24 protein-coding genes are annotated in these 24,610 nt (G+C 72.7%); 14 read left to right on the forward strand and 10 right to left on the reverse strand.

Going from position 1 to position 24,610, the window contains the following annotated elements; all coding sequences use genetic code 11:
- Nucleotides 1–14 precede the first annotated feature (14 nt).
- Nucleotides 15–953: a carbohydrate ABC transporter permease gene (locus tag C8K30_RS08855; protein ID WP_199230401.1), complete on the reverse strand. Its 939-nt coding sequence runs from the start codon at nucleotides 951–953 to the stop codon at nucleotides 15–17.
- Nucleotides 946–1,869, reverse strand: a complete 924-nt coding sequence (locus tag C8K30_RS08860) for a carbohydrate ABC transporter permease (RefSeq protein WP_108492484.1) — start codon at nucleotides 1,867–1,869, stop codon at nucleotides 946–948. Before C8K30_RS08860 ends, C8K30_RS08855 begins: the two co-directional genes overlap by 8 nt.
- Before the next feature lie 216 nt (nucleotides 1,870–2,085).
- Between C8K30_RS08860 and C8K30_RS08865 the strand changes: the two genes are divergently transcribed.
- From C8K30_RS08865 to C8K30_RS08875, 3 genes are read left to right on the forward strand one after another with little or no spacing between them, the layout of a single operon-like run.
- Nucleotides 2,086–4,272, forward strand: a complete 2,187-nt coding sequence (locus C8K30_RS08865) for a DUF6807 family protein (RefSeq protein WP_233257072.1) — start codon at nucleotides 2,086–2,088, stop codon at nucleotides 4,270–4,272.
- Complete coding sequence (locus C8K30_RS08870) at nucleotides 4,269–5,471, forward strand: Gfo/Idh/MocA family protein (RefSeq protein WP_108492485.1); 1,203 nt, start codon at nucleotides 4,269–4,271, stop codon at nucleotides 5,469–5,471. Before C8K30_RS08865 ends, C8K30_RS08870 begins: the two co-directional genes overlap by 4 nt.
- 57 nt (nucleotides 5,472–5,528) lie before the next feature.
- A complete protein-coding gene (locus C8K30_RS08875; protein ID WP_108492486.1) occupies nucleotides 5,529–6,608 on the forward strand; it encodes an AEC family transporter in 1,080 nt (359 codons plus the stop codon).
- A 12-nt stretch (nucleotides 6,609–6,620) separates the two neighbouring features.
- Here C8K30_RS08875 and C8K30_RS08880 read toward each other — a convergent pair whose 3' ends face one another.
- The 4 genes from C8K30_RS08880 to C8K30_RS08895 all read right to left on the reverse strand — a co-directional run bounded on the left by C8K30_RS08880 (nucleotide 6,621) and on the right by C8K30_RS08895 (nucleotide 12,255).
- On the reverse strand, nucleotides 6,621–8,030 hold the full coding sequence (locus C8K30_RS08880) for a Gfo/Idh/MocA family protein (protein ID WP_108492487.1): 1,410 nt from the start codon (nucleotides 8,028–8,030) through the stop codon (nucleotides 6,621–6,623).
- A 129-nt stretch (nucleotides 8,031–8,159) separates the two neighbouring features.
- A complete protein-coding gene (locus C8K30_RS08885; protein WP_108492488.1) occupies nucleotides 8,160–9,200 on the reverse strand; it encodes a beta-ketoacyl-ACP synthase III in 1,041 nt (346 codons plus the stop codon).
- 4 nt (nucleotides 9,201–9,204) lie between these two features.
- The gene (locus C8K30_RS08890) at nucleotides 9,205–9,819 is read right to left on the reverse strand and encodes a SprT-like domain-containing protein (RefSeq protein WP_108492489.1); all 615 of its coding nucleotides are present in this window, start codon (nucleotides 9,817–9,819) and stop codon (nucleotides 9,205–9,207) included.
- Nucleotides 9,820–9,945: 126 nt separating this feature from the next.
- Nucleotides 9,946–12,255 (reverse strand): LLM class flavin-dependent oxidoreductase, encoded by a 2,310-nt coding sequence (locus C8K30_RS08895; RefSeq protein WP_108492490.1) that lies wholly within the window; start codon nucleotides 12,253–12,255, stop codon nucleotides 9,946–9,948.
- 118 nt (nucleotides 12,256–12,373) lie between these two features.
- On the opposite strand from C8K30_RS08895, the gene C8K30_RS08900 reads away from it, so the two are divergent.
- Nucleotides 12,374–12,868, forward strand: coding sequence for a MarR family winged helix-turn-helix transcriptional regulator (locus C8K30_RS08900; protein WP_108492491.1), 495 nt, complete (start codon nucleotides 12,374–12,376; stop codon nucleotides 12,866–12,868).
- A 3-nt stretch (nucleotides 12,869–12,871) separates the two neighbouring features.
- Here the strand turns inward: C8K30_RS08900 and C8K30_RS08905 are convergent, their stop codons facing one another.
- On the reverse strand, nucleotides 12,872–13,285 hold the full coding sequence (locus C8K30_RS08905) for a DUF2000 domain-containing protein (RefSeq protein ID WP_108492492.1): 414 nt from the start codon (nucleotides 13,283–13,285) through the stop codon (nucleotides 12,872–12,874).
- A gap of 49 nt (nucleotides 13,286–13,334) precedes the next feature.
- Here C8K30_RS08905 and C8K30_RS08910 point away from each other — a divergent pair, with 49 nt between their 5' ends.
- On the forward strand, nucleotides 13,335–14,153 hold the full coding sequence (locus tag C8K30_RS08910; RefSeq protein ID WP_108492493.1) for an AraC family transcriptional regulator: 819 nt from the start codon (nucleotides 13,335–13,337) through the stop codon (nucleotides 14,151–14,153).
- Between the two features lie 67 nt (nucleotides 14,154–14,220).
- On the opposite strand, the gene C8K30_RS08915 is transcribed toward C8K30_RS08910, so the two are convergent.
- Together C8K30_RS08915 and C8K30_RS08920 are read right to left on the reverse strand one after the other, a co-directional pair.
- Nucleotides 14,221–15,225 (reverse strand): CU044_5270 family protein, encoded by a 1,005-nt coding sequence (locus C8K30_RS08915; protein ID WP_108492494.1) that lies wholly within the window; start codon nucleotides 15,223–15,225, stop codon nucleotides 14,221–14,223.
- Nucleotides 15,222–15,887, reverse strand: coding sequence for an RNA polymerase sigma factor (locus C8K30_RS08920; protein WP_233257060.1), 666 nt, complete (start codon nucleotides 15,885–15,887; stop codon nucleotides 15,222–15,224). The genes C8K30_RS08915 and C8K30_RS08920 overlap by 4 nt, the downstream gene beginning before the upstream one ends.
- 156 nt (nucleotides 15,888–16,043) lie before the next feature.
- Between C8K30_RS08920 and C8K30_RS08925 the strand changes: the two genes are divergently transcribed.
- From C8K30_RS08925 to C8K30_RS08965, 9 genes are all read left to right on the forward strand, one after another.
- Nucleotides 16,044–16,700 carry a uridine kinase gene (locus C8K30_RS08925; protein ID WP_108492495.1) on the forward strand — a complete coding sequence of 219 codons (657 nt, stop codon included), beginning with the start codon at nucleotides 16,044–16,046 and terminating at the stop codon, nucleotides 16,698–16,700.
- A gap of 70 nt (nucleotides 16,701–16,770) precedes the next feature.
- Nucleotides 16,771–17,976, forward strand: coding sequence for a glycosyltransferase (locus C8K30_RS08930; protein ID WP_233257061.1), 1,206 nt, complete (start codon nucleotides 16,771–16,773; stop codon nucleotides 17,974–17,976).
- A gap of 75 nt (nucleotides 17,977–18,051) precedes the next feature.
- A complete protein-coding gene (locus C8K30_RS08935; protein ID WP_108492497.1) occupies nucleotides 18,052–19,149 on the forward strand; it encodes a LacI family DNA-binding transcriptional regulator in 1,098 nt (365 codons plus the stop codon).
- A gap of 77 nt (nucleotides 19,150–19,226) precedes the next feature.
- Nucleotides 19,227–19,664 (forward strand): nitroreductase/quinone reductase family protein, encoded by a 438-nt coding sequence (locus C8K30_RS08940; RefSeq protein WP_146197396.1) that lies wholly within the window; start codon nucleotides 19,227–19,229, stop codon nucleotides 19,662–19,664.
- Nucleotides 19,665–19,803: 139 nt separating this feature from the next.
- The gene (locus C8K30_RS08945) at nucleotides 19,804–20,934 is read left to right on the forward strand and encodes a Gfo/Idh/MocA family protein (protein WP_108492499.1); all 1,131 of its coding nucleotides are present in this window, start codon (nucleotides 19,804–19,806) and stop codon (nucleotides 20,932–20,934) included.
- 77 nt (nucleotides 20,935–21,011) lie between these two features.
- Nucleotides 21,012–22,214: a dihydrodipicolinate synthase family protein gene (locus C8K30_RS08950; RefSeq protein ID WP_255415712.1), complete on the forward strand. Its 1,203-nt coding sequence runs from the start codon at nucleotides 21,012–21,014 to the stop codon at nucleotides 22,212–22,214.
- On the forward strand, nucleotides 22,211–23,071 hold the full coding sequence (locus C8K30_RS08955; protein ID WP_108492501.1) for a sugar phosphate isomerase/epimerase: 861 nt from the start codon (nucleotides 22,211–22,213) through the stop codon (nucleotides 23,069–23,071). The genes C8K30_RS08950 and C8K30_RS08955 overlap by 4 nt, the downstream gene beginning before the upstream one ends.
- Before the next feature lie 59 nt (nucleotides 23,072–23,130).
- Nucleotides 23,131–23,469: a hypothetical protein gene (locus tag C8K30_RS08960; protein ID WP_199230403.1), complete on the forward strand. Its 339-nt coding sequence runs from the start codon at nucleotides 23,131–23,133 to the stop codon at nucleotides 23,467–23,469.
- Nucleotides 23,466–23,789 (forward strand): hypothetical protein, encoded by a 324-nt coding sequence (locus C8K30_RS08965; RefSeq protein WP_108492502.1) that lies wholly within the window; start codon nucleotides 23,466–23,468, stop codon nucleotides 23,787–23,789. Before C8K30_RS08960 ends, C8K30_RS08965 begins: the two co-directional genes overlap by 4 nt.
- 110 nt (nucleotides 23,790–23,899) lie before the next feature.
- Here C8K30_RS08965 and C8K30_RS08970 read toward each other — a convergent pair whose 3' ends face one another.
- Entirely contained in the window at nucleotides 23,900–24,607 is a 708-nt protein-coding gene (locus C8K30_RS08970) for a DUF624 domain-containing protein (RefSeq protein WP_146197397.1), read from the reverse strand.
- Between the last annotated feature and the right edge of the window lie 3 nt (nucleotides 24,608–24,610).

Raw genomic sequence — 24,610 nt, forward strand, 5'->3', positions numbered from 1 at the left:
CATCGCGGGCGGAGCTACTTGATTCCGGTGGTCGCAATGCCCTTGACCAGGTACTTCTGTCCGAACAGGAAGGCGATGAAGACGGGTATCAGGGACACGATCGACATCGCGAACAGCGACCCCCACGAGCTGTTGCCCGTGGAGTCGACGAAGGTGCGTAGCGCGATCGGCACGGTGTACATCTCCGGCCGGGTGAGGAAGATCAGCTGGCTGAAGAAGTCGTTCCAGGTCCAGATGAACGTGAAGATCGCCGTGGTGGCGAGGGCCGGCATGGACAGCGGCAGCATGATCTGCAGGTAGATGCGCAGGTGGTTGGCGCCGTCGATGGTTGCCGCCTCGTCCAGCTCGCGGGGGATCCCCCGGAAGAACTGGACCATCAGGAAGATGAAGAACGCATCGGTGGCCAGCAGCTTCGGCACGATCAGCGGCAGGAACGTGTTGATCCACTCGAGCTGGGAGAACAGCACGTACTGCGGCACGATCACCACGTGGATCGGCAGCATGATCGACATCAGCATGATCGCGAACCACAGCCGCTTGCCCCGGAACTCGAGCCGCGCGAACGCGTAGGCCGCCATGGAGCACGACAGCAGGTTGCCGAGCAGCGAGCCGAGCACCACCAACGCCGAGTTGATCAGGTAGTGACTGAACGGGTGCAGCAGCGCGTTCCACCCGTCCGTGTAATTGGACAGGTCGACGTCGGTGGGGATGAGCCCCGGCTCGCGGAAGATCAGCGCGTTCGGCTTGAACGAGCTGGCCAGCATCCAGAGCAGCGGGTACAGCATCACGAAGCCGAAGGCGATGAGGCCCGCGTGCTTGAGCACGCTGACCACCCGGGCCTGCACCCGCCGCCCACGCGGCCTGGTGGTCCGACGGCGGTCGCGCGGCTCGGGCGCGACGTCGGACCGCGCGGCGGATCGAGCATTCTCGGGGCGCGTGAGGGCGTCAGTCATCGTAGAAGACCCAGTACTTGGAGGCGAGGAAGTTGACTACCGTCATGCCGCCGATGATCAGCAGCAGGAACCAGGCCATCGCCGAGGCGTAGCCCATCTCGAGGGAACCGAACCCCTTGAGGTAGAGGTACAGCGTGTAGAGCAGCGTCGAGTCGGACGGGCCCCCGTTGCCGCCGCTCACGACGAACGCCCGGGTGAAGGACTGGAACGCCTCGATGAGCTGCAGCACGAGGTTGAAGAAGATGATCGGCGTCAGCAGCGGCACGGTGATGCTGCGGAACTGCCGCCACCGGGAGGCGCCGTCGATCGAGGCCGCCTCGTAGTACATCTGCGGGATCTGCCGCAGGCCGGCCAGGAAGATCACCATGGGCGCGCCGAACGTCCAGACGTTGAGCGCCATCAGGGTGCCGAGCGCGTAGTCCGGGTGTGACACCCAGCCCTGCCCCTGCACCCCGAACAGCGCCAGGACCTGGTTGACCAGGCCGTCCGCGCCGAAGATCTGGCGCCACAGGATCGCGATGGCCACCGAACCGCCGAGCAGGGACGGCAGGTAGTACACGGAGCGGTAGAGGGCGAGGCCGCGCATGCCTTTGTCGAGCAGCAGTGCCAGGCCGAGGGCTGCGGCGAGCTGCAGCGGGACCGACACGAACACGTAGGTGAACGTGACGCCGAGGGAGTTGACGAACCGCGGGTCCTCGAACATCCGCGTGTAGTTCTCGAGGCCGACCCACTGCGGCGCCGAGAGCAGGTCGTAGTCCGTGAAGGACAGGTACAGCGACGCCCCCATCGGCCCGGCCGTGATGAGCGCGAGCCCCACGAACCACGGCGCGAGGAAAAGGAGAGCCCAGCGTCCGTCGCCCTTCCGGCGTGCGCTCACGCTCTTCCTGCCGCGGGAGAGCTCCTGGATCACCGACATGGGATCACCCCCGCGCGGGCGGGTGAAGGCTCGGACCGCCAGGGTCCGGGCTCGCGGTTCGGGTGGTGCATCGGATCGTCCTCCCGGATCGTCGTCGATCCCCGGTCGCATCGGTGAGAAACCGGTCTCTGGTGGAGGAACGTATCATATGAGGAACCGGTTTCCCATGGTGTACGGTCACATCGGGAAACCGGCAGCGAGGGGGCCGTGCCGACGATGGCTCGGGACGCCTCGCGCGTCGTCGGTACGGCGGTGACGGACGGGAGCAGCATGGGCAGCGGCAGCGCTCGAGGCACAGGTCAGCGCCGTGTCGCGGCCACGATCGGGGATGTCGCCACGGCGGCCGGGGTTTCGCGGGCGACCGTGTCCCGGGTCATGAACGGGCGCAGCACCGTCGACGCCACGATCGCCGAGCGCGTGCGCGGCGTCGCGGCGGACCTCAGCTATCGGCCCAGCAACGCGGCGCGCAGCCTGGCGCTCGGCCGCACCCAGACCGTCGCCCTGGTGGTGCCGGACCTCGGCAACCCCGTGTTCCAGCAGATCCTGCGCGGCGTCATGGACGGCGCCGCCGAGGACGGCTACCGCGTGCTCGTCGCGGACACGGTCGAGGACGACCAGCAGGAGGGCGCGATAGCGCTGGAGGCCCGCATGCGCTGCGACGCCCTCGTGCTCGTGTCGCCCCGCATCGGGGACGCCGAGCTCAGCGCGCTCATCGCCGACGTCGAGCCGGTGGTGCTGGTCAACCGCGAGACCGGCGGAACCGCGCCCAGCCTCGTCGTCGACTACGAGGACGGCGCCGTGCAGGTGGCCGAGCACCTCGTGGCGCTCGGCCACCGCCGCATCGTCTACCTCGGCGGCCCCGTGCGGAGCGCCTCCGACGAGCTGCGCCGCGCCGGTCTGGCCCGCGCCCGAGAGCGGTACGCGGACCTCGAGATCATCGACCTGCCCGCCGGCCCGGACATCCAGGCGGGCCACGCCGCCGCGCCCGCCGTCCTCGCCACCCGCGCGACCGCCGCGGTGGCCTTCAACGACCTGGTCGCGTTCGGCCTGCTCGCGGGCCTGAACGAGGCCGGGGTAGCCGTGCCCGCCGACATCTCGGTGGCCGGTTTCGACGACATCGAGCTGTCCCGCTACGCCACACCCGCGCTGACGACGGTCGCGGTGCCGCAGGCCGAGCTCGGCCGCCACGCCTGGAGGGAGCTGCACGCCGTGATCGACGACGACGCCCACCCCGCAAGCTCTGCCCGATTCACGCCCAGCCTGGAGGTGCGCGGCAGCACCGGGCCGGTACCGCAGGGCCCGGAACGTGTGCACCTCACGGACGACGGCGACGCCGCCGTCGGGCAGCCGGACGAGATTCCCACCGTGCCGCCCACTGCTACTCCCGTCTGGTCCGTGCCCGCGGATCCTGAGGCCGACGCCGTCGTGCTGACCTGCGGCGACGGCCTCGAGCTCGTGCGCCGCGACGCGGGCGACCGCATGCCGAAGGTGCACGCCCGGCGCCCCTACCTGCACCCCGTGCACACCCTGGCCGGCGTCCCGCTCACCGACGTGAGCCCGGTCGACCACCGGCACCACTACGGCGTCGGCATCGCGCTGCCCGACGTGAACGGCACCAGCTACTGGGGCGGCCGCACCTTCATCGAGGACGTCGGCCCGACGCTGCTGAAGAACCACGGGCAGCAGACGCCGGAGGACATCCGCGTCGAGCCCGTGCCCGGCGGTGCGGGCGCCGGAGCCCGAGCCGGGGCCGCCGGGATCGCGACCGGGGCGGGGACCGGGGCTGGGATCGGGACGGGCGCTGGGGCCGGGGCCGGGACGGGCACCGGGGCCGGCGAGGCCCTCGTCGAGGACGTGCTGTGGTCCGACGAGCACGGCGAACCGCAGCTGCGCGAAGACCGCCGCATCACGGCGCGCCTGCTCCCCCGGGCCCCGGGGTCCGACGCCGCACCCGGCTGGGTCCTCGACTGGCGCTCCACGCTGCATGCCGACCACGGCCCGCTGGAGATCCGCTCGCCCGCCACCAACGGCCGGCCGGGCGCCGGGTACGGCGGCCTGTTCTGGCGGCTGCCGATCGCGGAGAGCACCACCGTCCTGTCGGCGGCGGGCACCGGCGAGAGCCGGGCGCACGGCAGCACGTCGCCGTGGGTGGCGTTCGTGCAGCAGCACGGCGGCCGGTCCACGACGCTCCTGCTGGTGCAGCCGGGCCAGGTCCGGCCGTGGTTCTTGCGTTCTGCCGAGTACCCCGGCGCCTGCCCCGCGCTCGCCTGGGACGCGCCGCTGCTCGTGCCCGACGGCGGGTCCGTACAGCTCGACCTCGTCGCCGTGCTGCTGGACACCGAGCTCACGGTCGCCGGCGCCGAGACGCTCGCCGCGGACCTCACCGACGGCGGCGGGCGATGAGCCTGCCGAAGGTGGCGGTGGTCGGCGTCCACGGCCACGGCGGTTCCCACCTGCGGACGGTCGCTGACCTCGAGGCCAAGGGGCTGGCGCGGCTGAGCGCCGTCGTCGACCCGCGGGAGCCCGACGACGCCCCGGCGTCGTGGTTCGCGAGCCTGGGCGATCTCCTGTCGGCGGACGCCGACGCGCTGCCCGACGTCGTGGTGCTCGCCACGCCCATCCACACCCACCTGCCGCTCGCCCGCGCCGCGATGGAGGCGGGCATCGACGTGCTGCTCGAGAAGCCGACCGCCGCCTCCCTCGCGGAGCACGCCGAGCTCGTCGCGGTCGCCGAGCGGACCGGGCGGCTGTGCCAGGTCGGGTTCCAGACCTTCGGGTCGCACGCGCTGCCCGCCGTCGTCGACATGATCGCGCGCGGCGAGGTGGGGCGGGTGACCGGGATCGGTGCCGTCGGGACCTGGGTGCGAACCGCCGCGTACTGGGCGCGCTCGCCCTGGGCGGGACGGCGCCGCATGGGCGACCGCGCCGTGGTCGACGGCGTGGTCACCAACCCGCTCGCGCACGCCGTGGCCACCGCGCTGTGGGTCGGCGGCGCCCGGACCAGCACGGACCTCGCCTACGTGAACACGGACCTGTGGCGGGCCAACCCGATCGAGGCCGACGACACCTCGTCGCTGCGGGCCGTCGGCACCGACGGGACGCGGTACGGGTTCGGGCTGACGCTGTGCGCCGCGGAACGCTCTCCGGCGCGGGTGATCGTGCAGGGGACCGAGGGCGAGATCGAGCTCGAGTACGAGCACGACCTGGTGCGGCTGCGCACCGGTCGCGTCGTCGCGGAGAAGCAGTACGAACGGACGGGGCTGCTGGAGAACCTGCTGCTGGCCCGTTCCTCCGGGGAACGGCTGCTGTGCGACGTGCGGGACACCGGCGCGTTCATGCAGGTGCTCGACGCCGTGCGCACCGCGGCCGACCCGGCGCCGATCGGGGACGCGTTCGTAGAGTGGGTGGACGGCGGCGGCGCGGGCCCAGGCGGCGGGCCGGGCGGGGACGGCGCCGTCGGGCACGGCGCCGTCGGGCAGGGCAACCCCGAGGGCGATGCCCGGCACCCGGTGGTGCACGACGTCGCCGCGTGGTGCGAGCGAGCCGCGCGCGAGCAGCGCACGTTCACGGAGCTGGGCGCCCCCTGGACGACTCTGGGATAGGGCGCCCGCCCGTGGGAGGGTGCTCGCGTGTTGTCCGTTCTGACTGCCATCGGTTCCATGGCCTGTGTCGTCGCGCTCGGCTGGGTGATCCAGCGGCGCGGCCTGCTGTCCGGCCACCGACTCTCCCGCGGAACAGCCGACGGCGCGGAAGGCGGGGCCGGGGCCCGCGCGATCCTCGCGACGCTGTCCTTCACGATCTGCGCGCCCGCGCTGATGTTCAGCACGCTCGCCGGAACCGACCTCGCGCATGTCGTGTCGCGTGGCGCCGCCGTCACCTGGGCGACGACGGCGGCGCTCGCCCTGGTCACGGCCGCGGTGGCCCGGTGGGTGCTCCGGCTGCCAGCGGGCCCGGCCGCCGTGACCACCCTCGCCGCCGTCTACGTCAACGGCGGGAACATCGGGATCCCGCTCGCGGTCTACCTGTTCGACGACGCGCTCGCCGTGGTGCCGACCCTGCTCTTCCAGCTGCTCGTGCTGGCGCCGCTGACGCTGGCGGTGCTCGATCGGGCCGACGCGTCTGCCTCGTCCGGCGACGGCGTTCCGCGGGCTCGGGCGCGATCGGGCTGGACGTCGGTCGTCCACGTCCTGCTCGCGGCGATCCGGAACCCGATCACGCTCGGCACGCTCGCGGGTCTGCTGGTGGCGGTGGTGAGCGAGCTGACCGGCGCGCGGCTGCCCGACGTCGTCCTGATCCCCTTCGACCTGATCGGCGCCGCGGCGCCGCCGCTCGGCCTGCTGACGTTCGGGATGACGCTCGCGGTACCGATGCCTGCGCCCGTCCCGCCGGCACCCACCCCGCCGGCGCCTGACGCGGCCCGGGACTCCGGCCGCAGGCCGGCGCCGGCTCCCTGGTGGGTGGGCCGGGACCGCCTGCTCGTGCGGGCGGTGGTCGCACTCGCCGTCCTGGTACGCAACGTGCTGCACCCGCTCGCGGCGTGGGCCCTCGGGACGGCGGTGGGGCTCGACGCGCCGGCCCTCGCCCTCGTGGTCACGATGGCAGCGCTGCCCACTGCGGTGAACGTCACCACCTACGCGACGCGGTACGGCGTGTTCGACGGTGTCGCGGCGCGCGCGACCGTCTGGACGACGGCACTCTGCGTCCCGGTCCTGGTGGCGGTCGGCGCGCTCCTGGGCTGAGCGGCAGACTGCCTACTTCGGCAGGCCGAGATTGAGGTCCTCGATGCGGACCGGGTCGCCCGTCTCCAGTGAGCGGTTGCCCGCGTAGCCCACCGACGACGCGCGGACGCCGTCGACGTAGCCGGCCGCACGGCCGAGCGGGTCCGGCTCGGCCGACGGGTTGAACACGTCCGCGAGCAGCAGCGCGTCACCGCCGCCATGCCCGCCCCCGCCGCGGACGATGGGCCGCTCCTCTGCCCGCTCCCAGTGCCGCTGCACGACGAGCCGCTCCCCGATGGGCCGCACCCGGTCCTGTTCGAATACCTCGGTGGCGCTCGGGTCGAGGATCGCGGCGCCGTTGTCGCCGAACTCGACCGAGCCGCGCTCGGTGACCTCGAGCTCCGCACGTCCGCGCGTGCCGTTGACCACCACGCGGTAGCCTTCCCACGGCGCGTGCGCGGTGAGCGAGTAGGTAAGCAGCGCGCCGCCCTCGTACTCGACGACGAGCCCGAGCGTGTCCTCGGTGGTGATACCCGGGTCGAACACCGACCGGTTGCGCACGTAGCCGTCCACCGCCTGGGCCTCCGGCCCGTACAGCGCGGACAGCCACTCGTTCTTCTCCACGGAGAGCTGCCACGGGTCGACGCCACGCTCGTTCAGCGCGCGCTCGCCGGCCGTGGCCTCGTAACCGGTCTCGTGCGCGCCGTCGTCGCCGTAGAAACGCCGCCCGCCCGTGGCGAAGACGCGCTGCGGCACGCCGTCGATCCACCAGTTGACCAGGTCGAAGTGGTGGCTCGACTTGTGCACCAGCAGGCCGCCGTTGTTGACCTTCTCGCGGTGCCAGCGGCGGAAGTAGTCGGCCCCGTGCACGGTGTCGAGGGCCCAGTCGAAGTGGACCGACAGCACGCGGCCGATCTCACCGCTCGCGATCACCTGGCGCAGGGCGCTGTTGCGCGGCGAGTAGCGGTAGTTGAACGTCGTGACCAGGCCTCGGCCCGTCTCCGCCACCGCGTCCACGATCTGGCGGGCCTGGTCGGCGTGCGCCGCGATGGGCTTCTCCACGACGACGTCGGCGCCGGCCCGCAGCGCGCGGGTGACCAGGTCGCCGTGCGTGCGGTCGATCGACGTGACGATCACGCGGTCCACGGACTGCTCGGCGATCGCCTTCTCCAGGTCGTCCGGCTGGTAGACCGGGCGGATCCCGCCGAGCGCGGCCGCCACCCGCGCCTCGTAGACCGCCGCGCGCACGGGGTTGGGCTCGATCCAGGCGACGATCTCGCCGTCCGGCGCGTGCGTGCCGATCAGGGCGTTGATGTACATGGACGCGCGATGCCCCGTCCCGACCACCGCGTAGCGGCGGCGTCCCTCGGGCAGTGGGCCCGACGGCGGCTCGGGCTCTTGCGTCGGACCGGTGATCGGCTCGGTGGTCGGCTCAGCAGGCATCGGTGGAGAGCTCCTTCGGTCGTCGTCGACGTCGGGTGGATGGGATTGAAACGATACGACGCCCGGAAAGCGCTGTCCATGATCCGTGCGCAGAGCGGCGGCCACCCGGTCGAGGTGACCGCCGCGCGGTCACCGCTCGGGAGTCAGGACCACCTGGCCGGCCCAGGCGAACCCGCCCCCGAACCCGAACAGCAGCGCGGGCGCACCCGCGGGGATCTTGCCCGCGTGCCACCACTTGGACAGCCCCAGGGGGATCGACGCGGCGGACGTGTTGCCCGACTCGGCGATGTCCGTGACCACTATCCTGCCCTCCAGCCCGAGCCCCTTCGCCAGCGGCTCGATGATCCGCAGGTTGGCCTGGTGCGCTACGAGCACCTCGATGTCGTCGAGGGTCAGCCCGGCCCGCGCCACGACGTCGCGTGCCCGGTCGGCGGCCCGCGTGATGGCCCACTTGAACACCGCCCGGCCGTCCTGCTGGAACTTCACGTCCGGCACCTCGATCCGCACCGCCGGCGTCAGGTCCGGCTCGGTGCCCCAGACCACCGGCCCGACGGCGGGCACGTCCGCGGCCTGCAGCACCGCCGCCCCAGCGCCGTCGGCCGTGAGGATGCACGTCGAGCGGTCGGTCCAGTCGGTGTACGCGGTGAGCTTCTCCGCGCCGATCACCAGCGCCGTGCGCGCCGAGCCTGTGCGGATCGCCTGGTCGGCCAGCCCGACCGCGTGCGCGAAGCCGGAGCACGCCACGTTGAGGTCCATCGCCGCCGGACCCACGACGTTGCGCAGGTCCGGCGCCTCCTCGCCCTCCGGCGTCGAGGCGCCCGGCTGAACGCCCGTCCGCAGCGCGTACGCGACCCGGCCGGCCGTGTTCGGCGAACGGTCGTCATTGGTGGCGGTGGCGACGACGATCAGGTCGACGTCGTCCGAGGACACGCCGGCGTCGGTGAGCGCATGCTCCGCCGCGGCGGTCGCCATGTCGGCGACCGTGACGTCGTCGGCCGCTACGTGGCGCGTGATGATGCCGGTGCGCGACCGGATCCACTCGTCGTTGGTCTCGACCAGCTGGGCGATGTCATCGTTCGTGAGCGTCTTCGGTGGCTGGTGGTGACCCAGGCCGATGATGCGGGAGCCGGCAGCGCCGGACGGGAGGGCGAGAGCGGGCGACGTAGCCATGAGGTCAACGTAGCGCGCTCAGGTCGAACGGCTCCACGAGGAGCCCGGGAACCCGCTCCCGCGCGGCCCGCGCGATCCGCTCCTCGGCCCCCGGCCCGACGTCGGGCACCTCGCCCACCTCACGGAACGCCCCACGCAGCTGGACGTCGTACCGCTCCCCCATGGCCGCATTTCGGCCCTTGTAGGTCCACGCGACGAGGTTCGCCAGGTCGAACTGCGACCCGCACGAGCGGCAGGACATGATGCCCGGCGGCCGCCGGAACCGCGTGGTCCGGTGACCGGCCGGGCACGACCCGACCCAGGGTCCGTCGATCGACGGCGCCGACGGGTCGACGCACCGTCTGCCCGAGCACCCGATCCGTACCGCCACGCCGCGCCAGACCGGCCCGTGCTTCGCCTTGGGTCCCGCGAGCGCGTGCGCCACCTCGTGCAGGATCGTGTCCCGCACCTCCCGCTCGTCATGGATGCGGGTCAGCGGCGCGGACAGGCTGATGCGGCGTTTGCCGTAGCTGCACATCCCGGCGCGCCGGACGGCGTCGTCGAACTCGAACGTCCAGGCCTTCAGCCCGTGCTGGTCCATCAGTTCGCGCGCCAGGCGCGAGGCGGCGACAAGGTTCATTGATACCCCTGCGGTGATCGTGAGCGGTTGGAACACGTCCGGCCGTCCCGGACGCGATCGAACCTACGGGCCCCCACTGACACCCACGAGAAGTTATCCACAACCGCGCGCCACAAAGCAGACCAGTCAGGCATCGCCCCCCGAGGAGTCCGGCACCGGGTCGGCCGGCGGGATCGGGAAGTTCGTCCGGAACACGTTCGACGGATCGTAGACCGCCTTCACCGTCCGCAGCCGGGCGAGCGTCGGCTCCGGGAACGCCTCCAGCAGCCGCTCCGGACGGCTGTCGGTGTCGAAGGAGAGGTACGAGCCGTCCATCACGGGCCCGATCTCCGCGTCCCACGCCTGGTTGATCCGGTCCTGGTTGGTGGCGAGCGCCGAGAGCTGGAAGTTCTGGTGGCGGTGCGCGTAGGCGGTCGTGTCCGGCGCGACGTCGTTCCCGGCCCCGCCCGTCGCCCGGATCGAGGTGAAGTACGTCTCCCCGGAGCCCAGCAGGCGCTCGATCGCCCGGCTCGTGCCCTGGTCCAGGTGTGTGAGCAGGCCTGACCGCGCGGACGGATCGCCGCCGCCCGAGTGGTGGGCGTCCTCCTGGCGCACCACACCCGAGTACGGCAGGAGCTGTGCCTGGTGCCCGAGCAGCGGCCCGGCGTCGGCCAGCAGCTCCAGCTGGGCGATCGCCTCGTCCGGGTCGGCGTCGGCGCCCTCCGCCGCGAACACCGTCATGAGCTGCGCCATCGGCGTCTGGCCGCGGCGACCGGGGCCGACCATCATGAACGACGTGAGCCCCCGCGGCGCCGCCTCGACGGTGGCGCCCCACCGCTCCAGGAGGCCCGCGGTGTCGGTCGCGTCGAGCGTCATCTGGGAGAAGACCACGTCCCCGACGGCGCCCACCTCGATCTCCAGCCAGGTCACCACGCCCATGTTCCCGCCCGCGCCGCGCAGCGCCCAGAACAGGTCGGGGTGCTCGTCGCGGGAGGCGTGCAGCACCCGCCCGTCGGCAGTGACGACCTCGGCGGCGACGACGTGGTCGATCGTGAGGCCCTGCAGCCGGCCCAGGAACCCGATGCCGCCGGTGGTCCCGAGGCCGCCGACGCCTACGCCGCCGTAGTCGCCCGACGTGATCGCCCAGCCGCGCGGGGCCAGCGTTGCCGCGACCTCGCCCCAGGTGGCCCCGGCACCGATCCGTACGCGACGCGTGGCCTCGTCGACCACCTCGACCGACCGCATGCCGCTCATGCTGAGCACCACGCCGCCGTCGTTGGTGGACCGGCCGGAGATCCCGTGCCCGGCCGATCGGACGGCGAACTCCACGTCCTGCTTCTGCACCCACGCCAGCCCGGACGCGACCTCGTCCACGTTCCGCGGCCGCAGCACCAGGCCAGGCGCACCGGACCGCAGGTAGTTGTGCCGCACCGCCCCGTACTCGCGGTCGCCCGGTTCGACGGCCCGCGCCGCCAGCTCCGCCGGGAGCGAGTCGTAGTCGATCCCCGTTCGGCGCGCGGCCAGCGCCGTCGCGCCGCGGCGGGCCGACGCCGGAGCCGTGCCGGCGGACCGGCGCTCCGCCGCAACGGCCTCGCGCACCGCCGGCGCCACCTCCTGCGCGAACGCCCGGATCTGGTCCGGGTCGTCGCCTATGGCGATGAACGCGCTGACGCCGTCCTCGAGCGCCAGCTGGGTGAGCTCCTCGACCCACTGGTCGGCCGGGCCCTGCAGCTGACCCGTCGAGCGGTCGGTGATGGCGCCGCCCACGTTGAGCAGACGCCGGATCTCGCTCGGCGAGCGCCCGGCCTGCAGCGCCGCCTCGTCGATGGTCGCGTTGCCGCGCGCGAGGTCACCGTCCTTGAAGTAGGGCAGCGAGGGTAGCCAGCCGTCGGCCTTCGCGCCGGTCAGGCGGAGCATCCGCTTCTTGTACGCGCCGAGCCAGATCGGGATGTCGTGTGCCGGGGCCGGGCCGCGCTTGGCGCCGTCGACCTGGTGGAACTCGCCGCGGACGCGCAGCGGCGTGCGGTTGGTCGCGTCCCAGATACCGCGCATGATCTCGATGCCCTCCTCGAGGGCGCTGACGCCCTCGCCCGGGGTGCGGCGCGGGGCGCCCATCGCCGCCATCGCGTCCCCGAAGCCGCCGCTGCCGACACCCATCTCGAACCGGCCGCCGCTGAGCAGGTCGAGGCTCGCGGCCGAGCGCGCCAGGACGGCGGGCTGGCGCATGCCCAGGTTGAGGACGTTCCCGGAGATGTGGATGCGCTCGGTCTGCGCGGCTACCCACGACATGAGCGTCCACGTGTCCAGGAACGACGGCTGGTACGGGTGGTCCTGGAACGTGACCAGGTCCAGGCCCAGCTGCTCGGAGAGCTGGGCAAGCCGGACGGGACCCTGCGGGTCGCTGTTGGTCGGGGTGATGAACGTGCCGAAGAGCAGCTCGTGCCCGTAGTCGGTCATGCGCGTGGTCGTCCCTCGTGTCGCTTCGTCCACCGCGCGTCACGGCAGATCGTCTGTCCAGCAGACGATATTACCCACAACTCTTCTGGTTCGCCGCACATTCCCGTAGGATGGGCGCATGAGCACCGCGCCCACCAGGCCCCGCACCGGCCAGCACTCTCTGTTCGGCTGGTCGCTCGCCGCGCTCCTGCGCGAGTGGAGCGCCCGGGTCGACGCCGCGGCGGACGACCTGCCGCAGGGCACCCGCGGCTACCAGCTCCTCACAGCGGTGGTGCACGGCGACCTGCCGAGCCAGGCGGCGCTCGCCTCCACGCTCGGTATCGACCGCACGGTCATGACCTACCTGCTCGACGCGTTCGAGGGCTGCGGGCTCGTGGAGCGACAGCAGGATCCCGCCGACCGGCGCGCGCGGCGCATCGTGGCCACGGACAAGGGCCTGGAGGTGCTCGCCGCGATGGACGCACGAGTCGCCGCGGCGGAGGAGGAGCTGCTCTCGGGGCTGGAGCCGGCGCAGCGCGCGGTGCTCCGCGAGCTGCTGGAGCGCGCCGCGACCGGCACGGGCCCGGACGAGGACCCGTGCCGCACGGTGGTCGAAGCGGTCAAGAAGGACTGAGCGTCAGGGGTGCAGCCTCGCCCCCTTCACCACCTTGTCCACGACGCGCCGCTCGCCGGCCACGGCGATCCCGACAAGGTCGAGCTTCTCCGTGGCGACGCCGGCCACTGCCGCGCGGTTGTCGACGTCGTTCCCGGTCGCGAACAGGTCGGCCGTGTAGACGCCGATGCGCAGCCCGCGCGTCGCGGCGCGCTCACGGAACGTGGCGAGCCGGTCGCCGTCGGCCACCATGACCAGCACCGGGGTGCCGAGCATCGCGAGGTACTCGCACCCCTCCGCGTCCCGGTACGTCTCCCCGACCAGCTCCGGGTAGGCGGCGGTCACGGCGCTGGACAGGAAGGCGGTGACGTTGTTCTCCTGCCAGGCGAGCAGGTCGTCCCGCAGCACGATCACGATCTTGGCTTGTTCGAAGGTCATCTGCCCAGCGTGCAGGCGGGCAGCGGCGCGGATCTTGTACGTTCTTGATATGCGCTCGCTCGATGTGACCCCGGATGTCGTGCGCGCCTGGCGGCCGGAGGTACCCGGCGTCGCCGAGGTACTGCACGCTGCCTGGCACGAGCACGCCTACCCGGCCCACACGCACGACACCTGGGCCGTGCTGATCGTCGACCGCGGCCTGATCGGCTACGGCCTGGACGGCCAGGAGCACGCCGCGCAGCACACCGGGGTCACCGTGCTGCCGCCCGGCGTGGTGCACGACGGGCGGTCCGTGACCGCCACGGGCTTCCGCAAGCGTGTGGTCTACCTGGAACCCACCGTGCTCGACGACGGCCTGGTCGGCCGGGCCGTCGACGCACCGCTCGTTTTGGACGACACGCTCCGCGCCCGCTTCGTCGGCCTCGACCGCGCGCTCACCGTGCGCGAGGACCTCGCGGCCGAGGGCCTGCTCGCCCTGGTCACGGAGGGCCTGGCCTGGCATCTCTCCGGCCGCCCGACGCCGCCGCGCGAACCGCCCGCCGCCTCCACCGCCCGGCGCGCCCGCGACCTGCTCGACGCCGACCCCGCGCGGCCCGTCCGGCTCGCCGAGGTCGCCGGCGAGCTCGGCGTCACCGTGCCGCACCTGGTGCGCGCGTTCACCCGCGAGCTCGGCCTACCACCTCACCGGTACCTCGTCGGGCGACGGCTGGACATGGCCCGACGCCGGCTGCTGGCCGGTGAGCCCGCCGCCGACGTCGCGACCGCCACCGGGTTCCACGACCAGGCCCACCTGACCCGGCACTTCCGCCGCCTCCTGCGCACGACACCTGGCCGGTACCAGCGCGGGGTGAACCCGGCGGTCGGGTGATCGAGCTTGTCGAGACCCGGGTCCCGACAAGCTCGACCAGCGACAGGTGTCGGTCAGGGAAGGCAGGTCAGGGCTTCTGGCCCACCTTGTCCACCACCCCGGACTCCAGGAGCGCCCACCCCGCGCGGTCCGCGAGCTCGTCCGGCGACCGGACCTGGCGGCCGCCCAGGAACTCGTTCGTCTCGCGGTCGAAGATGAGCTCGTCCCGGTCGCCGCCGGCGTACGTGAGCCCGACCGCCACGCCCGGCCGGCCGGCCGCGTCGACGGCGTCGCCCGTGACCGTCACCTCCGGGATCAGCGCGACCGCCTCGAAGAGCGCGCTCCGCGCCTGGGGCGGCAGGCTGCCGATCGCCAGGAGGTCCGCCGCTCGCACGAACGTCGCACTGTCGGGCAGCGGCTCCGGAACGTCCTCCGGCGGCGGCCCCGCGGTATCCCGGAGGTACCGCAGCATCACGTCGGGGTCTCCGTCCGTCGGGATGTCGGCCGGAATGGCCGGCACGTTCACGCACCACTCCTCGGTACCTTCGGCGCACGGCTCGAGCGGGGAAGAAACCGGATCTTCGTCCGGCAGGGTCCATCCCTTGCTCAACCCCGTGTGCCGACCGTCGACCGATACCCAGCTCTCGACGTGCCCGGCCTCCAAGGGCTCCGCCGTCACGTCGAGCGTCTCGACAACCTTCCGGTACACGAACTGGTCCGGCCGCGGAGCCCACGGCTCGCGTTCCGCCTCGACCGCCGCCGCCTCCTGCAGCACCGCCGCTGCGGCGGCGCTGATCGGCAGGCCCGGCTCCTCGCCCTCGCCCGACCCGCCCAGCCCGAGGCTCGGCGCGATCACCAGTGCTGCCGCCAGGGACGCCGCCACCCCACCGACCAGGGCGAGCCGCCGGCCCACCGGCCTGCGCATCCGGATCACGTCGCCGACCGCAGCCCGCGACGCGGCGCCAGGGGCGCCCGCCGCGCCGCCGTCGGGCACGAACCCGGCAACCACTCGCTCGCGCAGCGCCGCGGGCGCCTCGCCCGGCGGGTCCAGCTCCGTCCCGGCGTCTCGCAGCATCGTCATCTCGTCGGTCATCGTCCCGCCTCCAGCTCGTCCGTCGCGCCCGCGCCGAGCGCGGCCCGTACCTGTCGCCTTGCGCGGTGCAGCCGCGACCGGGCAGTACCCGGCCGGATCCCCAGCGTCCGCGCTATCTGTTCCTGCGTGAGATCGCCCCAGGCCGCCAGCAGCAGCACGTCCCGGTCGCCCGGGGTGAGCCGCCGCAGCGCCTCCGCCAGCTCGGGCCGCGCGGCGCTCGCGCTCACCCGTTCGGCCACCCGGTCGGCGAGCGACTCCTCGGGGCGTCCGACGTCGGAGCGCGCCCAGGCCCGCAGCCGCGCCTCCTCGGACCGGTGCCACCGGGCGATCTCCTTCGTGGCGATCCCGTAGAGCCAGGGGCGCGCGTCCGGCCGGGACCGGTCGTACGTACGGCGGCGCCGGAACGCGATAGCGAAGGTCTCCGCCACCACGTCCTCGGCATGCTCGGGCCCGAGCCGCCGGTAGGCGTACCGGTGCAGCCCCGCCGCGTATCTGTCGTAGAGCACCGCGAACTGCTCGGTGTCCTGGTCGGCCGCGGCGATCACCGCGGCGTCGGTCCTGTTCTCCGGGCCGGCCACCGAGCCGGGCTCTCGGCGCGCCTCCGAGCCGGCCGGAGCGCCGTCGGCCCGCGTGTCCACCTGCGGAGCCGGTACCGCGCTCACGTCGGGTGTCCCGCCATCGGGCTGGTACGAACGTGCCTCATGCTGCTTCCCCTCGCCTCGCCGTGCCTACTGTCGCCCCTGTATCGCCGCGAGGGCAGGAAAGTGTTCGCGGCAGCGTGCGCGCGCAACGCCCGCAGTCCGGGAGAATGGCCTCTCGTGACCGACCCAGCGCCCGAGCCCACCCTCTTCGACCTGCCGCCGGGCGTCCGGCGTCCCCGGGCCCAGGTGGTGCTGCTGACCGGGCCGTCGGGGTCGGGCAAGACGTCGCTCACGCAGCGGCTCGGCCTTCCGGTGGTACAGCTCGACGACTTCTACCTCGACATCGACCACCCGGGGCTGCCGCAGCGGTACGGCAGCGTGGACTGGGACAGCCCGGCGACCTGGGACGGCAAGGGCGCGGTGGCCGCGCTGCACGAGCTGGCCACGGACGGCCGCGCCGAGGTCCCGGTCTACGACATCCCGACGTCGCGCCGCACGGGCATGCGCCGGCTCGACATCGGTGACTCGCCGCTCCTGCTGGCCGAGGGAATCTTCGCGGCCCGGCTCGTCGAGGAGTGCCGCGCCGAGGGGCTGCTCGCGGACGCGATCTGCCTCTCCCGGCCGCGCCTGATCACCTTCTGGTTCCGGTTCCTCCGGGACGTCGCGGAGGCGCGAAAGCCGATCGGCACGCTGCTCCGCCGCGGGACCTCGCTGCTGCGGGCGGAGCCCGCCATGATCGAGCGGTGGGTCGCGCTGGGCTGCCGCGAAACATCACCCGCCCAGGCAGAAAGGGACATCCGAAACCTGCTTGTGCAGAAGTCCTTGGATACGTAATCCTCGTGTAACCGAATTGCCATGTAATGCACATCCGTGGGGCTCACCCTGGGCACAGGAGGTGGTGTCTGTGATCCAGCGCAATGGTTTGCGTGTGCTCTCGCTGTACGAGGGCTTTTTCAGCGGTGGGGCTCGTGTCCTGCACTCGACGGTGGTCGCCGGTCTGCATCAGGGCGGTCGTCAGCAGCATTCCGTGCTGAGCCTGCACCACGAGGTCCGGCGTGAGGCCACCCTCCAGCGCATGGAGGACGACCCCCGCTACCGCGCCCTGCGCGCAGCGGGCGTCCGGATCGGCTCGCTGGGCCGGAGCACCGATGCGAACCACGACCCGCGGGTGTTCACCGAGGCCGAGCTCCGGGCCGCGACCCGCCAGGCCCAGAGCTCGCACGTCGTGCTGTCCCTCAAGGAGCAGCCGCTCCGGCTCGTGAATCAGGACACGTTCCCGGACCGGCCCGTCATCGCCTGCCTGCACCGGTCCGACCCGGAGCACCAGGGCGACGCCCTCGGCGACCTGCTGACCGCGGCGGACCGCGGCCGGCTCGCCGCCGTCGTCTGCTGCGCCGAGTCCACGCGCGACGCGTACCGCGAGGCCGGCGTATCCGCCGACCTGCTGCGCGTGGTGCCGAACGGCATCAACCTCGCCCGGTTCCGCCCGGTCCAGGGCGCGCGCCGGCTCGCCCTGCGGGGCGCGGCCGGGGTGCCGAGCGACGCGACAGTGGTGGTCTACGCCGCGCGGTACGACGAGATGAAGAACCCCGAGCTCTTCCTCCAGTCGGCCCGCACGTTCCTCGCGCTCGACCCCAAGGGCTACGTGCTGATGTGCGGCGCCGGCATGAGCGCGGCGAACCCGGATCTTCAGAACGACCTCAACCGCATCTTCGGCGACCGGCCGGACCTGCTCCAGCGGCTGGACCTGCTGGGCGTGCGGCACGACATGGAGCTCGTCTACGCGACGGCCGACGTCGTCGCGCTCACCTCCGCGTTCGGCGAGGCCGCGCCGCTGTGCCTCATCGAGGGCTCGATGTGCGGGGCCGTGCCGGTCACGACGCCGGTGGGCGACGCGCCGTCGATCGTGGAGCGGATCGGGTTCGTCACGTCGTTCGACCCGACGGAGATCGCCGCGACCTGGATCGAGGCGGCGGCGAGGCGCGAGGAGCTGGAGTCCGCGCGGACCGCCGTCCGGCCGCGGTTCAGCCACGTCCGGATGATCGCCGGGTACTCGAGCATCATCGAGCGCACGCACCGCGAGGCAGGGTTACGCATGGCGAGGGTCTGACCTGGGGCAGTGGCCGGAGGGAACTTCGGCCACTGCTTCGGCGCGCTGGGCCGTCGGACACGGCAGGATGACCTCATGCCCGACGCCCCCGTCACCCTGAGCCAGGTTGCCCGCGAAGCCGGTGTCTCGCTCGCCACGGCGTCGCGCGCGATCAACGGGAGCGCGACCCGCAGCGTCCGCGAGGACCTGCGCGAGCGCGTCCTCGAGACGGCGCGGCGCCTCGACTACTCGCCCGACCCCAGCGCGCAGGCCATGGCCCGCGGCCGCACCACGGCGCTCGGCCTGGTGGTTCACGACATCAGCGACCCGTACTTCTCGACCATCGCCGCCGGCGTCGCACGCGCCGCCGAGCGCGAGGGCCTCATCGTCACGCTCGCCTCCACGGAGCACAGCCCCGACCGCGAGCTCGCCTTCGTCGAGCTCGCGCGGCGCCAGCGGTCGCGCGCGATCATCCTCGCGGGCAGCCGGATCGCGCTGCCCGACGGCGGGCCGGAGTCACCTCCCGCGGAGATCCTCGCCGAGGCTGCGGGAAAGGCACGAGCGCTGGAGATGGCGCTGACCGCCTTCCAGGAGGCCGGCGGCGGGGTGGCCACGATCGGGCAGGGCGTCGGAGGACTACCTGTCGTGGAGATCGACAACGCGGGCGGCGCAGGCGCCCTCGCGCGAGCACTGCACGGAGCCGGGTACCGCCGTTTCGGGGTTCTGACCGGCCCGCCGGGCCTGCGCACAGCGGCCGACCGGACCGACGGATTCCTGGAGACGCTCTCCGCGCTCGGCTGCGCGGCACTCGACCGGGACGTCGTGGACGGGAACTTCACGAGGGACGGCGGCTACGAGGCCATGACGCGGTTGCTCTCGCGGATGCGCGGCGACGCGGCTCGCTCCGCGGGGAACATCCCGGAGGTGGTGTTCGCCGTCAACGACGTGATGGCGGTCGGCGCGATCGCCGCTGTACGAGACGCCGGACTGAGCGTGCCGGGCGACATCGCCGTCGCCGGGTTCGACGACATCCATACCCTCCGCGACGTGACCCCCGCCCTCACCACCGTGCGGGTACCGCTGGAGGAGGTCGGTGAGGCAGCGACCCGGCTGGCGCTGGGGTTGGAGGCAAAGAACATGGTCGTCCACGGCGAGGTCGTCCTCCGGGACTCCACTCCGGAGCGGTCCGGCTAGACCGGCGGTATGGATTCATCTGCACACTGCACACTGGGAACAACGGCTTGCACTCGAGCCACGAGGAGGTGGCCAGCGTGAGTGGACGCAAGCTGACCCGCGCCGGGAACCGGATCGGTACCTGGATGTACCGCACGCTGAACGGCAGGATGGCCAGCGGCAGCAAGAACGTGCACGTCCTGATGATCACGACCCCGGGCCGCCGGACCGGCATCCCGCGCTCGACCTGCGTCCGCTACCTGTCCGTCGACGGCGGCTATCTGGTGTGGGGCACTGGCTCCGGCTCGCCGCACGACCCGGACTGGTTCCGCAACCTCCGCCACTCGCCGGTGGCCGACGTCCAGGTGGGCTCCAGGCGCCTGCGCGCCCGCCCGCACGAGCTGACCGGCTCCCAGCGCGACAAGACCTGGACCGAGGTCATCATCGCCGAGGCGCCCGAGGTAGCCAGATACGCCCGCAAAGCCGGCCGCCCCATCCCGGTGGCCATCCTCGAACCAGTCGACGGTGGAGAGTAGTCAACGGCACGCAGCCCACCGCGAGCTCAGCGCCGGCCCGGCCATGTACTCAGCACGCGCGGGTACGCTAGGCTCACCGGGAAAGCGCATTCCCAAGTAACGACGATGGAGTCCCGCCGTGACCACACTTCGCATCGCCATGAACGGCGTCACCGGCCGCATGGGTTACCGCCAGCACCTCGTGCGCTCGATCCTGCCGATCCGCGACCAGGGCGGCGTAACGCTCCCCGACGGTTCCCGGGTCCAGGTCGAGCCGGTGCTCGTGGGCCGTAACGCGGACAAGCTCAAGGAGCTCGCGGCGCTGCACGACGTCGAGCACTGGACAACCGACCTCGACACCGCCGTCGCGGAAGCCGACATCGTGTTCGACGCCGCCATGACCAACCTGCGTGCCGCGACGCTGACCAAGGCGATGCTCCAGGGCAAGCACGTGTTCACCGAGAAGCCGACGGCGGAGACACTCGCCGAGGCGATCGAGCTGGCGCGGCTGCAGGCGGAGACGGGCGTGACCGTCGGCGTCGTGCACGACAAGCTGTACCTGCCCGGCCTCGTGAAGCTGCGCCGCCTCGTGGACGAGGGCTTCTTCGGCCGCATCCTGTCGCTGCGCGGCGAGTTCGGCTACTGGGTGTTCGAGGGCGACTCGCAGCCCGCCCAGCGCCCCTCCTGGAACTACCGTGCCGAGGACGGCGGCGGCATCACCACCGACATGTTCTGCCACTGGAACTACGTGCTGGAGGGCATCCTCGGGCAGGTCAAGACGGTGACGGCCAGGACGGTCACGCACATCCCGACCCGCTGGGACGAGCAGGGCCGCGAGTACGCCGCGACCGCCGACGACGCCGCGTACGGCATCTTCGACATCACCACCCCCGGCGGGGACGACGTCGTCGCCCAGATCAACTCGTCGTGGGCGGTGCGGGTGTTCCGCGACGAGCTCGTCGAGTTCCAGGTGGACGGCACCCACGGCTCCGCCGTCGCCGGCCTGCGCGAATGCCGCGCCCAGCACCGCTCGCACACCCCCAAGCCCGTGTGGAACCCGGACCTGCCGGTCACCGAGCCGTTCCGCGACCAATGGCTCGATGTCCCCGCGAACGCCGACCTCGACAACGGCTTCAAGCTGCAGTGGGAGGAGTTCCTGCGCGACGTCGTGGCCGGACGGCCGCACCGCTACGACCTGCTGTCGGCCGCCCGCGGCGTGCAGCTCGCGGAGCTGGGGCTGCGGTCCTCGGCGGAGGGCCGCCGTATCGACATCCCGGAGATCACGCTGTGAGCGGGGCATCGGCGGCCGGGCCTGTCGAGACCCAGGTCTCGACAGGCCCGACCAGCGGGGCGTCGGTCGGCCTTCCGGTGTTCGACGCCGAGGGCCGGGTCACCGGGTCGGAGACCGTCGAGCTGAGCGCCCCCGGGCCCTGGACGAGGCCGTCGCGCCCCATCGAGTCCCGCATCGCCTTCGCGGCTGCCCACGTGGTACCGCAGGTCGGGGCGGAGAACGTGCCGGGCGCGCCCGCCGTCGTCGACTGGGACTCGACGCTCGCCTACCGGCACCGGATCTGGGAGCACGGGCTCGGCGTCGCCGACGCGATGGACACCGCGCAGCGCGGCATGGGGCTGGACTGGGCCGCGACCCAGGAGCTGGTGCGGCGGTCAGCGGCGGAGGCAGCGTCCGTGGGCGCGCGCGTCGCGTGCGGGGCGGGGACCGACCAGCTCGCCCCGGAGGCCGTGGCGGGGCTTGAGCCGGGCGACGCCGGGCTCGCCGCGGTGGCCGACGCGTACCGCGAGCAGGTCCAGGTGGTGCAGGACGCCGGGGCGCAGGTCATCGTGATGGCCTCGCGCGCGCTGGCGCAGGTCGCGCGCGGGCCCGAGGACTACGCGCGGGTGTACGACGCGGTCCTGGCCGACGCCGACCAGCCCGTGATCCTGCACTGGCTCGGCACGATGTTCGACCCGGCGCTGGCCGGCTACTGGGGCTCCGACTCGGTGGACGACGCGACGGCGACGTTCCTGGACCTGATCCGCGCGCACCAGCCCCGGATCGACGGCGTCAAGGTGTCACTGCTCGACGCCGCCCACGAGGTCGGGCTGCGCCGGGCGCTGGCGGCGCTGCCGCCGTCGGACGCCGGGACCAGGCCCCGGCTCTACACCGGCGACGACTTCAACTACCCCGAGCTCATCGCGGGCGACGAGCAGGGCCACTCCGACGCGCTGCTCGGCATCTTCGCGGCGATCTACCCTGCCGCCTCCACGGCCCTGCAGGCGTTCGACGCAGGCGATGCGGAGGGCGGGCACAAGATCCTGGCCTCGACCGAGGCGCTGGGGCGGCACATCTTCGCCGCGCCGACCTACTACTACAAGACCGGGATCGCGTTCCTGTCCTGGCTGAACGGGTTCCAGCCCGGGTTCTCCCTGGTGGGCGGGCTGCACTCCGGCCGGTCGCTGCGGCACCTCGTCGACCTGGCACGCCTGGCCGACGGCTGCGGTCTGCTGCTCGACCCGCCCCTGGCCGCCGCACGGCTGCGGGCTTTCCTGACGACGAACGGGGTGACCGCATGAGCAGGGCCTCCCTGAACACCGCGACGGTCAAGCACGCCTCGCTGGCCGAGGCGTGCGAGGCGGCGGCGACCGCGGGCTTCGGCGCGGTGGGGCCGTGGCGCGACGTCGTCCAGGCGGTCGGCGCGCCCCAGGCCGCCCGCATCATCGCCGACGCCGGGCTGCGCGCGTCGTCCCTGTGCCGTGGCGGGTTCCTCACCGCGGCGGACGACGCCGGCATCCGCGCCGCGCTCGACGACAACAGGCGGGCGATCGAGGAGGCCGCGACGATCGGCACCTCGGAGCTGGTCTTCGTCGTCGGCGGGCTCGTGGGGTCGACGCCGGGTGGCGCTCCGACGTCGGGCGTGGACCGCGACCTCGTCGCTACGCGCGGCCGGGTGGCCGACCGGATCGCCGATCTGGTGCCGTTCGCCGCCGAGCACGGCGTGCGGATAGTGCTCGAGCCGCTGCACCCGATCTTCGCCGCGGACAGGGCGGTGATCTCCACGCTCGCGCAGGCGCTGGACCTGGCGGCGCCGTTCGCGGCGTCGGAGGTGGGCGTGGTCGTGGACACCTACCACGTGTGGTGGGACCCCTCGCTGCGGAAGTCGATCGCGCGGGCCGGGCGGGAGGACCGCATCGCGTCGTACCAGGTGTGCGACTGGGTGCTGCCGCTCGCGGCCGAGCCGCTGAACTCGCGAGGGCACGTGGGCGACGGGTACATCGACTTCGCGACGATCACGGGCTGGGTGCGCGACGCCGGCTACGTGGGCGACATCGAGACGGAGATCTTCAACGAGGAGATCTGGGCCCGGCCGACGGCGGAGACCGCGGCGACCGTGCTGGACCGGTACGAGAAGCACGTGGACCCGCACCTTTAACGCTGCCTTCCGAGACCCGCACCTCCGCAACACCCGCCGCGTGTAGTAGATTCAACTACGTGAGTGAGGTTCCCGACTGGAAGCACCGGGCTGACTACATCCGCACGAGGTCGACACGCAAGGGGTCGGCCGGGGAGACGAACATCGAACCTGAGTGGGCCGATGAAGCCTTCATCGATCCTCATGCGGTCACGTTCAGCCCGGATCCTGCCTCCAAGTCGGGATCCTCGGATCGCACGATCGGGTGGTCGGAGACGGCCGGTTTCTTGATCACGGTGATCACCGTGCTCGAGGGCACCAAGGTATGGGGCGCGAACGCGTGGAGGTCCAACGATGTGGACCAGCGCCACTACGAGAACGACAAGCAGAACGAGGGCGAGCAGGAGGAGGAGCAATGAGTATCGAAAAGCTTCTTGAGGAGGTCGCGCAAGAGTCCGAGGCGCGCCGGCATGACCCACTGCCCGACGACGCAGTCGGAACTCGCCGGTCCGACGGCGTCGCCCCGAAGGTGTTGTCCGTGCGGCTGTCGGCGCAGCAGTATGACGCTCTGGCCGCCGCCGCTGCGCAGCGCGATCTGCCGGTCTCAACGATGGCCCGGTTGGCGATCTTGGAGGGCCTGGCGCAGCCCGCGCGGTCCACGGCTGAGGTGATCAGTGCAAGTGCGGTCGCATCCGCGCTGCGTGAGGTGATCCGCCCCGAATTCCTCAAGGCTGGCTGAAGGCGCGGCGCAGTCCGAACATGCGCCTCACGGGCGAGATCTGTCACCCAGAGTGGACAGTGGGCGACAGACCTCGCCCGGGCACCTTCGCTGGCGAGCGCCGGCAGCGCTTACCGTGACGGACGAAGGGCGAACCGGCAGAGGCCCCACGCCGCGTAGAGCAACGGCGCCGCGGCGAAGCCGAGGCCCACCACCGGGCGGGCCGCCACTACCGAGACCAGCAGCCCGAGCACGAGCAGGGCGCTCGCCGAGAGGTACCAACGGCGCGCGCCGAGCACGACGGCCGCGAGCAGCACCTCGCGCAGGCGAGCGCCCGGCATCTCGGGCACCGCGGCCAGGGCGAGCACCGCCGTCACCAGCGCACCGGCAGCGAGGGTCACCAGTACCGGGATCGCGACCGCCCCCGCCGTGCGCCCCCAGAAGAAGGCCACGTCCACGGCGGCCACGACGACGGCGCCCGTGGCGAGCGCCCCGATCGCCAGGCCGCGGCGCAGGTGCCGGCGCCAGGCACGGGCGAAGGTGCGCACCACCGCCGTCGGCCCGTCGGTGCTGAAGGCACCGAACACCGTGAAGGCCGCCGCCAGGGCCGGGCCCAGCAATGGCGCCGTCAGGGCCGCCAACGGCCAGGTCGCGGCGAGGTCCGTCGCCGCGACCAGCAGCAGGGGCAGGCAGGCGACCGCCAGGAGCACATTGGTCATCAGCCCGGTGTAGACGGTGCCGAACACCAGCTCGTACGTCTCCTGGCTGACCAGCCGACGGCGCGTGCCACCCGCCGCGCGCACGCCGCCCCGGCCGGCCGCCGCCGTCGTACCGGCCACCGC

It is taken from the genome of Promicromonospora sp. AC04, from assembly GCF_003058225.1.
GTDB lineage: Bacteria > Actinomycetota > Actinomycetes > Actinomycetales > Cellulomonadaceae > Promicromonospora.

Excerpts from the sequence above, each read along its gene's own strand:
- C8K30_RS08855 (WP_199230401.1), bottom strand. The coding sequence starts at position 953 with ATGACTGACGCCCTCACGCGCCCCGAGAATGCTCGATCCGCCGCGCGG.
- C8K30_RS08860 (WP_108492484.1), bottom strand. The coding sequence starts at position 1,869 with ATGTCGGTGATCCAGGAGCTCTCCCGCGGCAGGAAGAGCGTGAGCGCA.
- C8K30_RS08865 (WP_233257072.1), top strand. The coding sequence starts at position 2,086 with ATGGCTCGGGACGCCTCGCGCGTCGTCGGTACGGCGGTGACGGACGGG.
- C8K30_RS08870 (WP_108492485.1), top strand. The coding sequence starts at position 4,269 with ATGAGCCTGCCGAAGGTGGCGGTGGTCGGCGTCCACGGCCACGGCGGT.
- C8K30_RS08875 (WP_108492486.1), top strand. The coding sequence starts at position 5,529 with ATGGCCTGTGTCGTCGCGCTCGGCTGGGTGATCCAGCGGCGCGGCCTG.
- C8K30_RS08880 (WP_108492487.1), bottom strand. The coding sequence starts at position 8,030 with ATGCCTGCTGAGCCGACCACCGAGCCGATCACCGGTCCGACGCAAGAG.
- C8K30_RS08885 (WP_108492488.1), bottom strand. The coding sequence starts at position 9,200 with ATGGCTACGTCGCCCGCTCTCGCCCTCCCGTCCGGCGCTGCCGGCTCC.
- C8K30_RS08890 (WP_108492489.1), bottom strand. The coding sequence starts at position 9,819 with ATGAACCTTGTCGCCGCCTCGCGCCTGGCGCGCGAACTGATGGACCAG.
- C8K30_RS08895 (WP_108492490.1), bottom strand. The coding sequence starts at position 12,255 with ATGACCGACTACGGGCACGAGCTGCTCTTCGGCACGTTCATCACCCCG.
- C8K30_RS08900 (WP_108492491.1), top strand. The coding sequence starts at position 12,374 with ATGAGCACCGCGCCCACCAGGCCCCGCACCGGCCAGCACTCTCTGTTC.
- C8K30_RS08905 (WP_108492492.1), bottom strand. The coding sequence starts at position 13,285 with ATGACCTTCGAACAAGCCAAGATCGTGATCGTGCTGCGGGACGACCTG.
- C8K30_RS08910 (WP_108492493.1), top strand. The coding sequence starts at position 13,335 with ATGCGCTCGCTCGATGTGACCCCGGATGTCGTGCGCGCCTGGCGGCCG.
- C8K30_RS08915 (WP_108492494.1), bottom strand. The coding sequence starts at position 15,225 with ATGACCGACGAGATGACGATGCTGCGAGACGCCGGGACGGAGCTGGAC.
- C8K30_RS08935 (WP_108492497.1), top strand. The coding sequence starts at position 18,052 with ATGCCCGACGCCCCCGTCACCCTGAGCCAGGTTGCCCGCGAAGCCGGT.
- C8K30_RS08945 (WP_108492499.1), top strand. The coding sequence starts at position 19,804 with ATGAACGGCGTCACCGGCCGCATGGGTTACCGCCAGCACCTCGTGCGC.
- C8K30_RS08955 (WP_108492501.1), top strand. The coding sequence starts at position 22,211 with ATGAGCAGGGCCTCCCTGAACACCGCGACGGTCAAGCACGCCTCGCTG.
- C8K30_RS08965 (WP_108492502.1), top strand. The coding sequence starts at position 23,466 with ATGAGTATCGAAAAGCTTCTTGAGGAGGTCGCGCAAGAGTCCGAGGCG.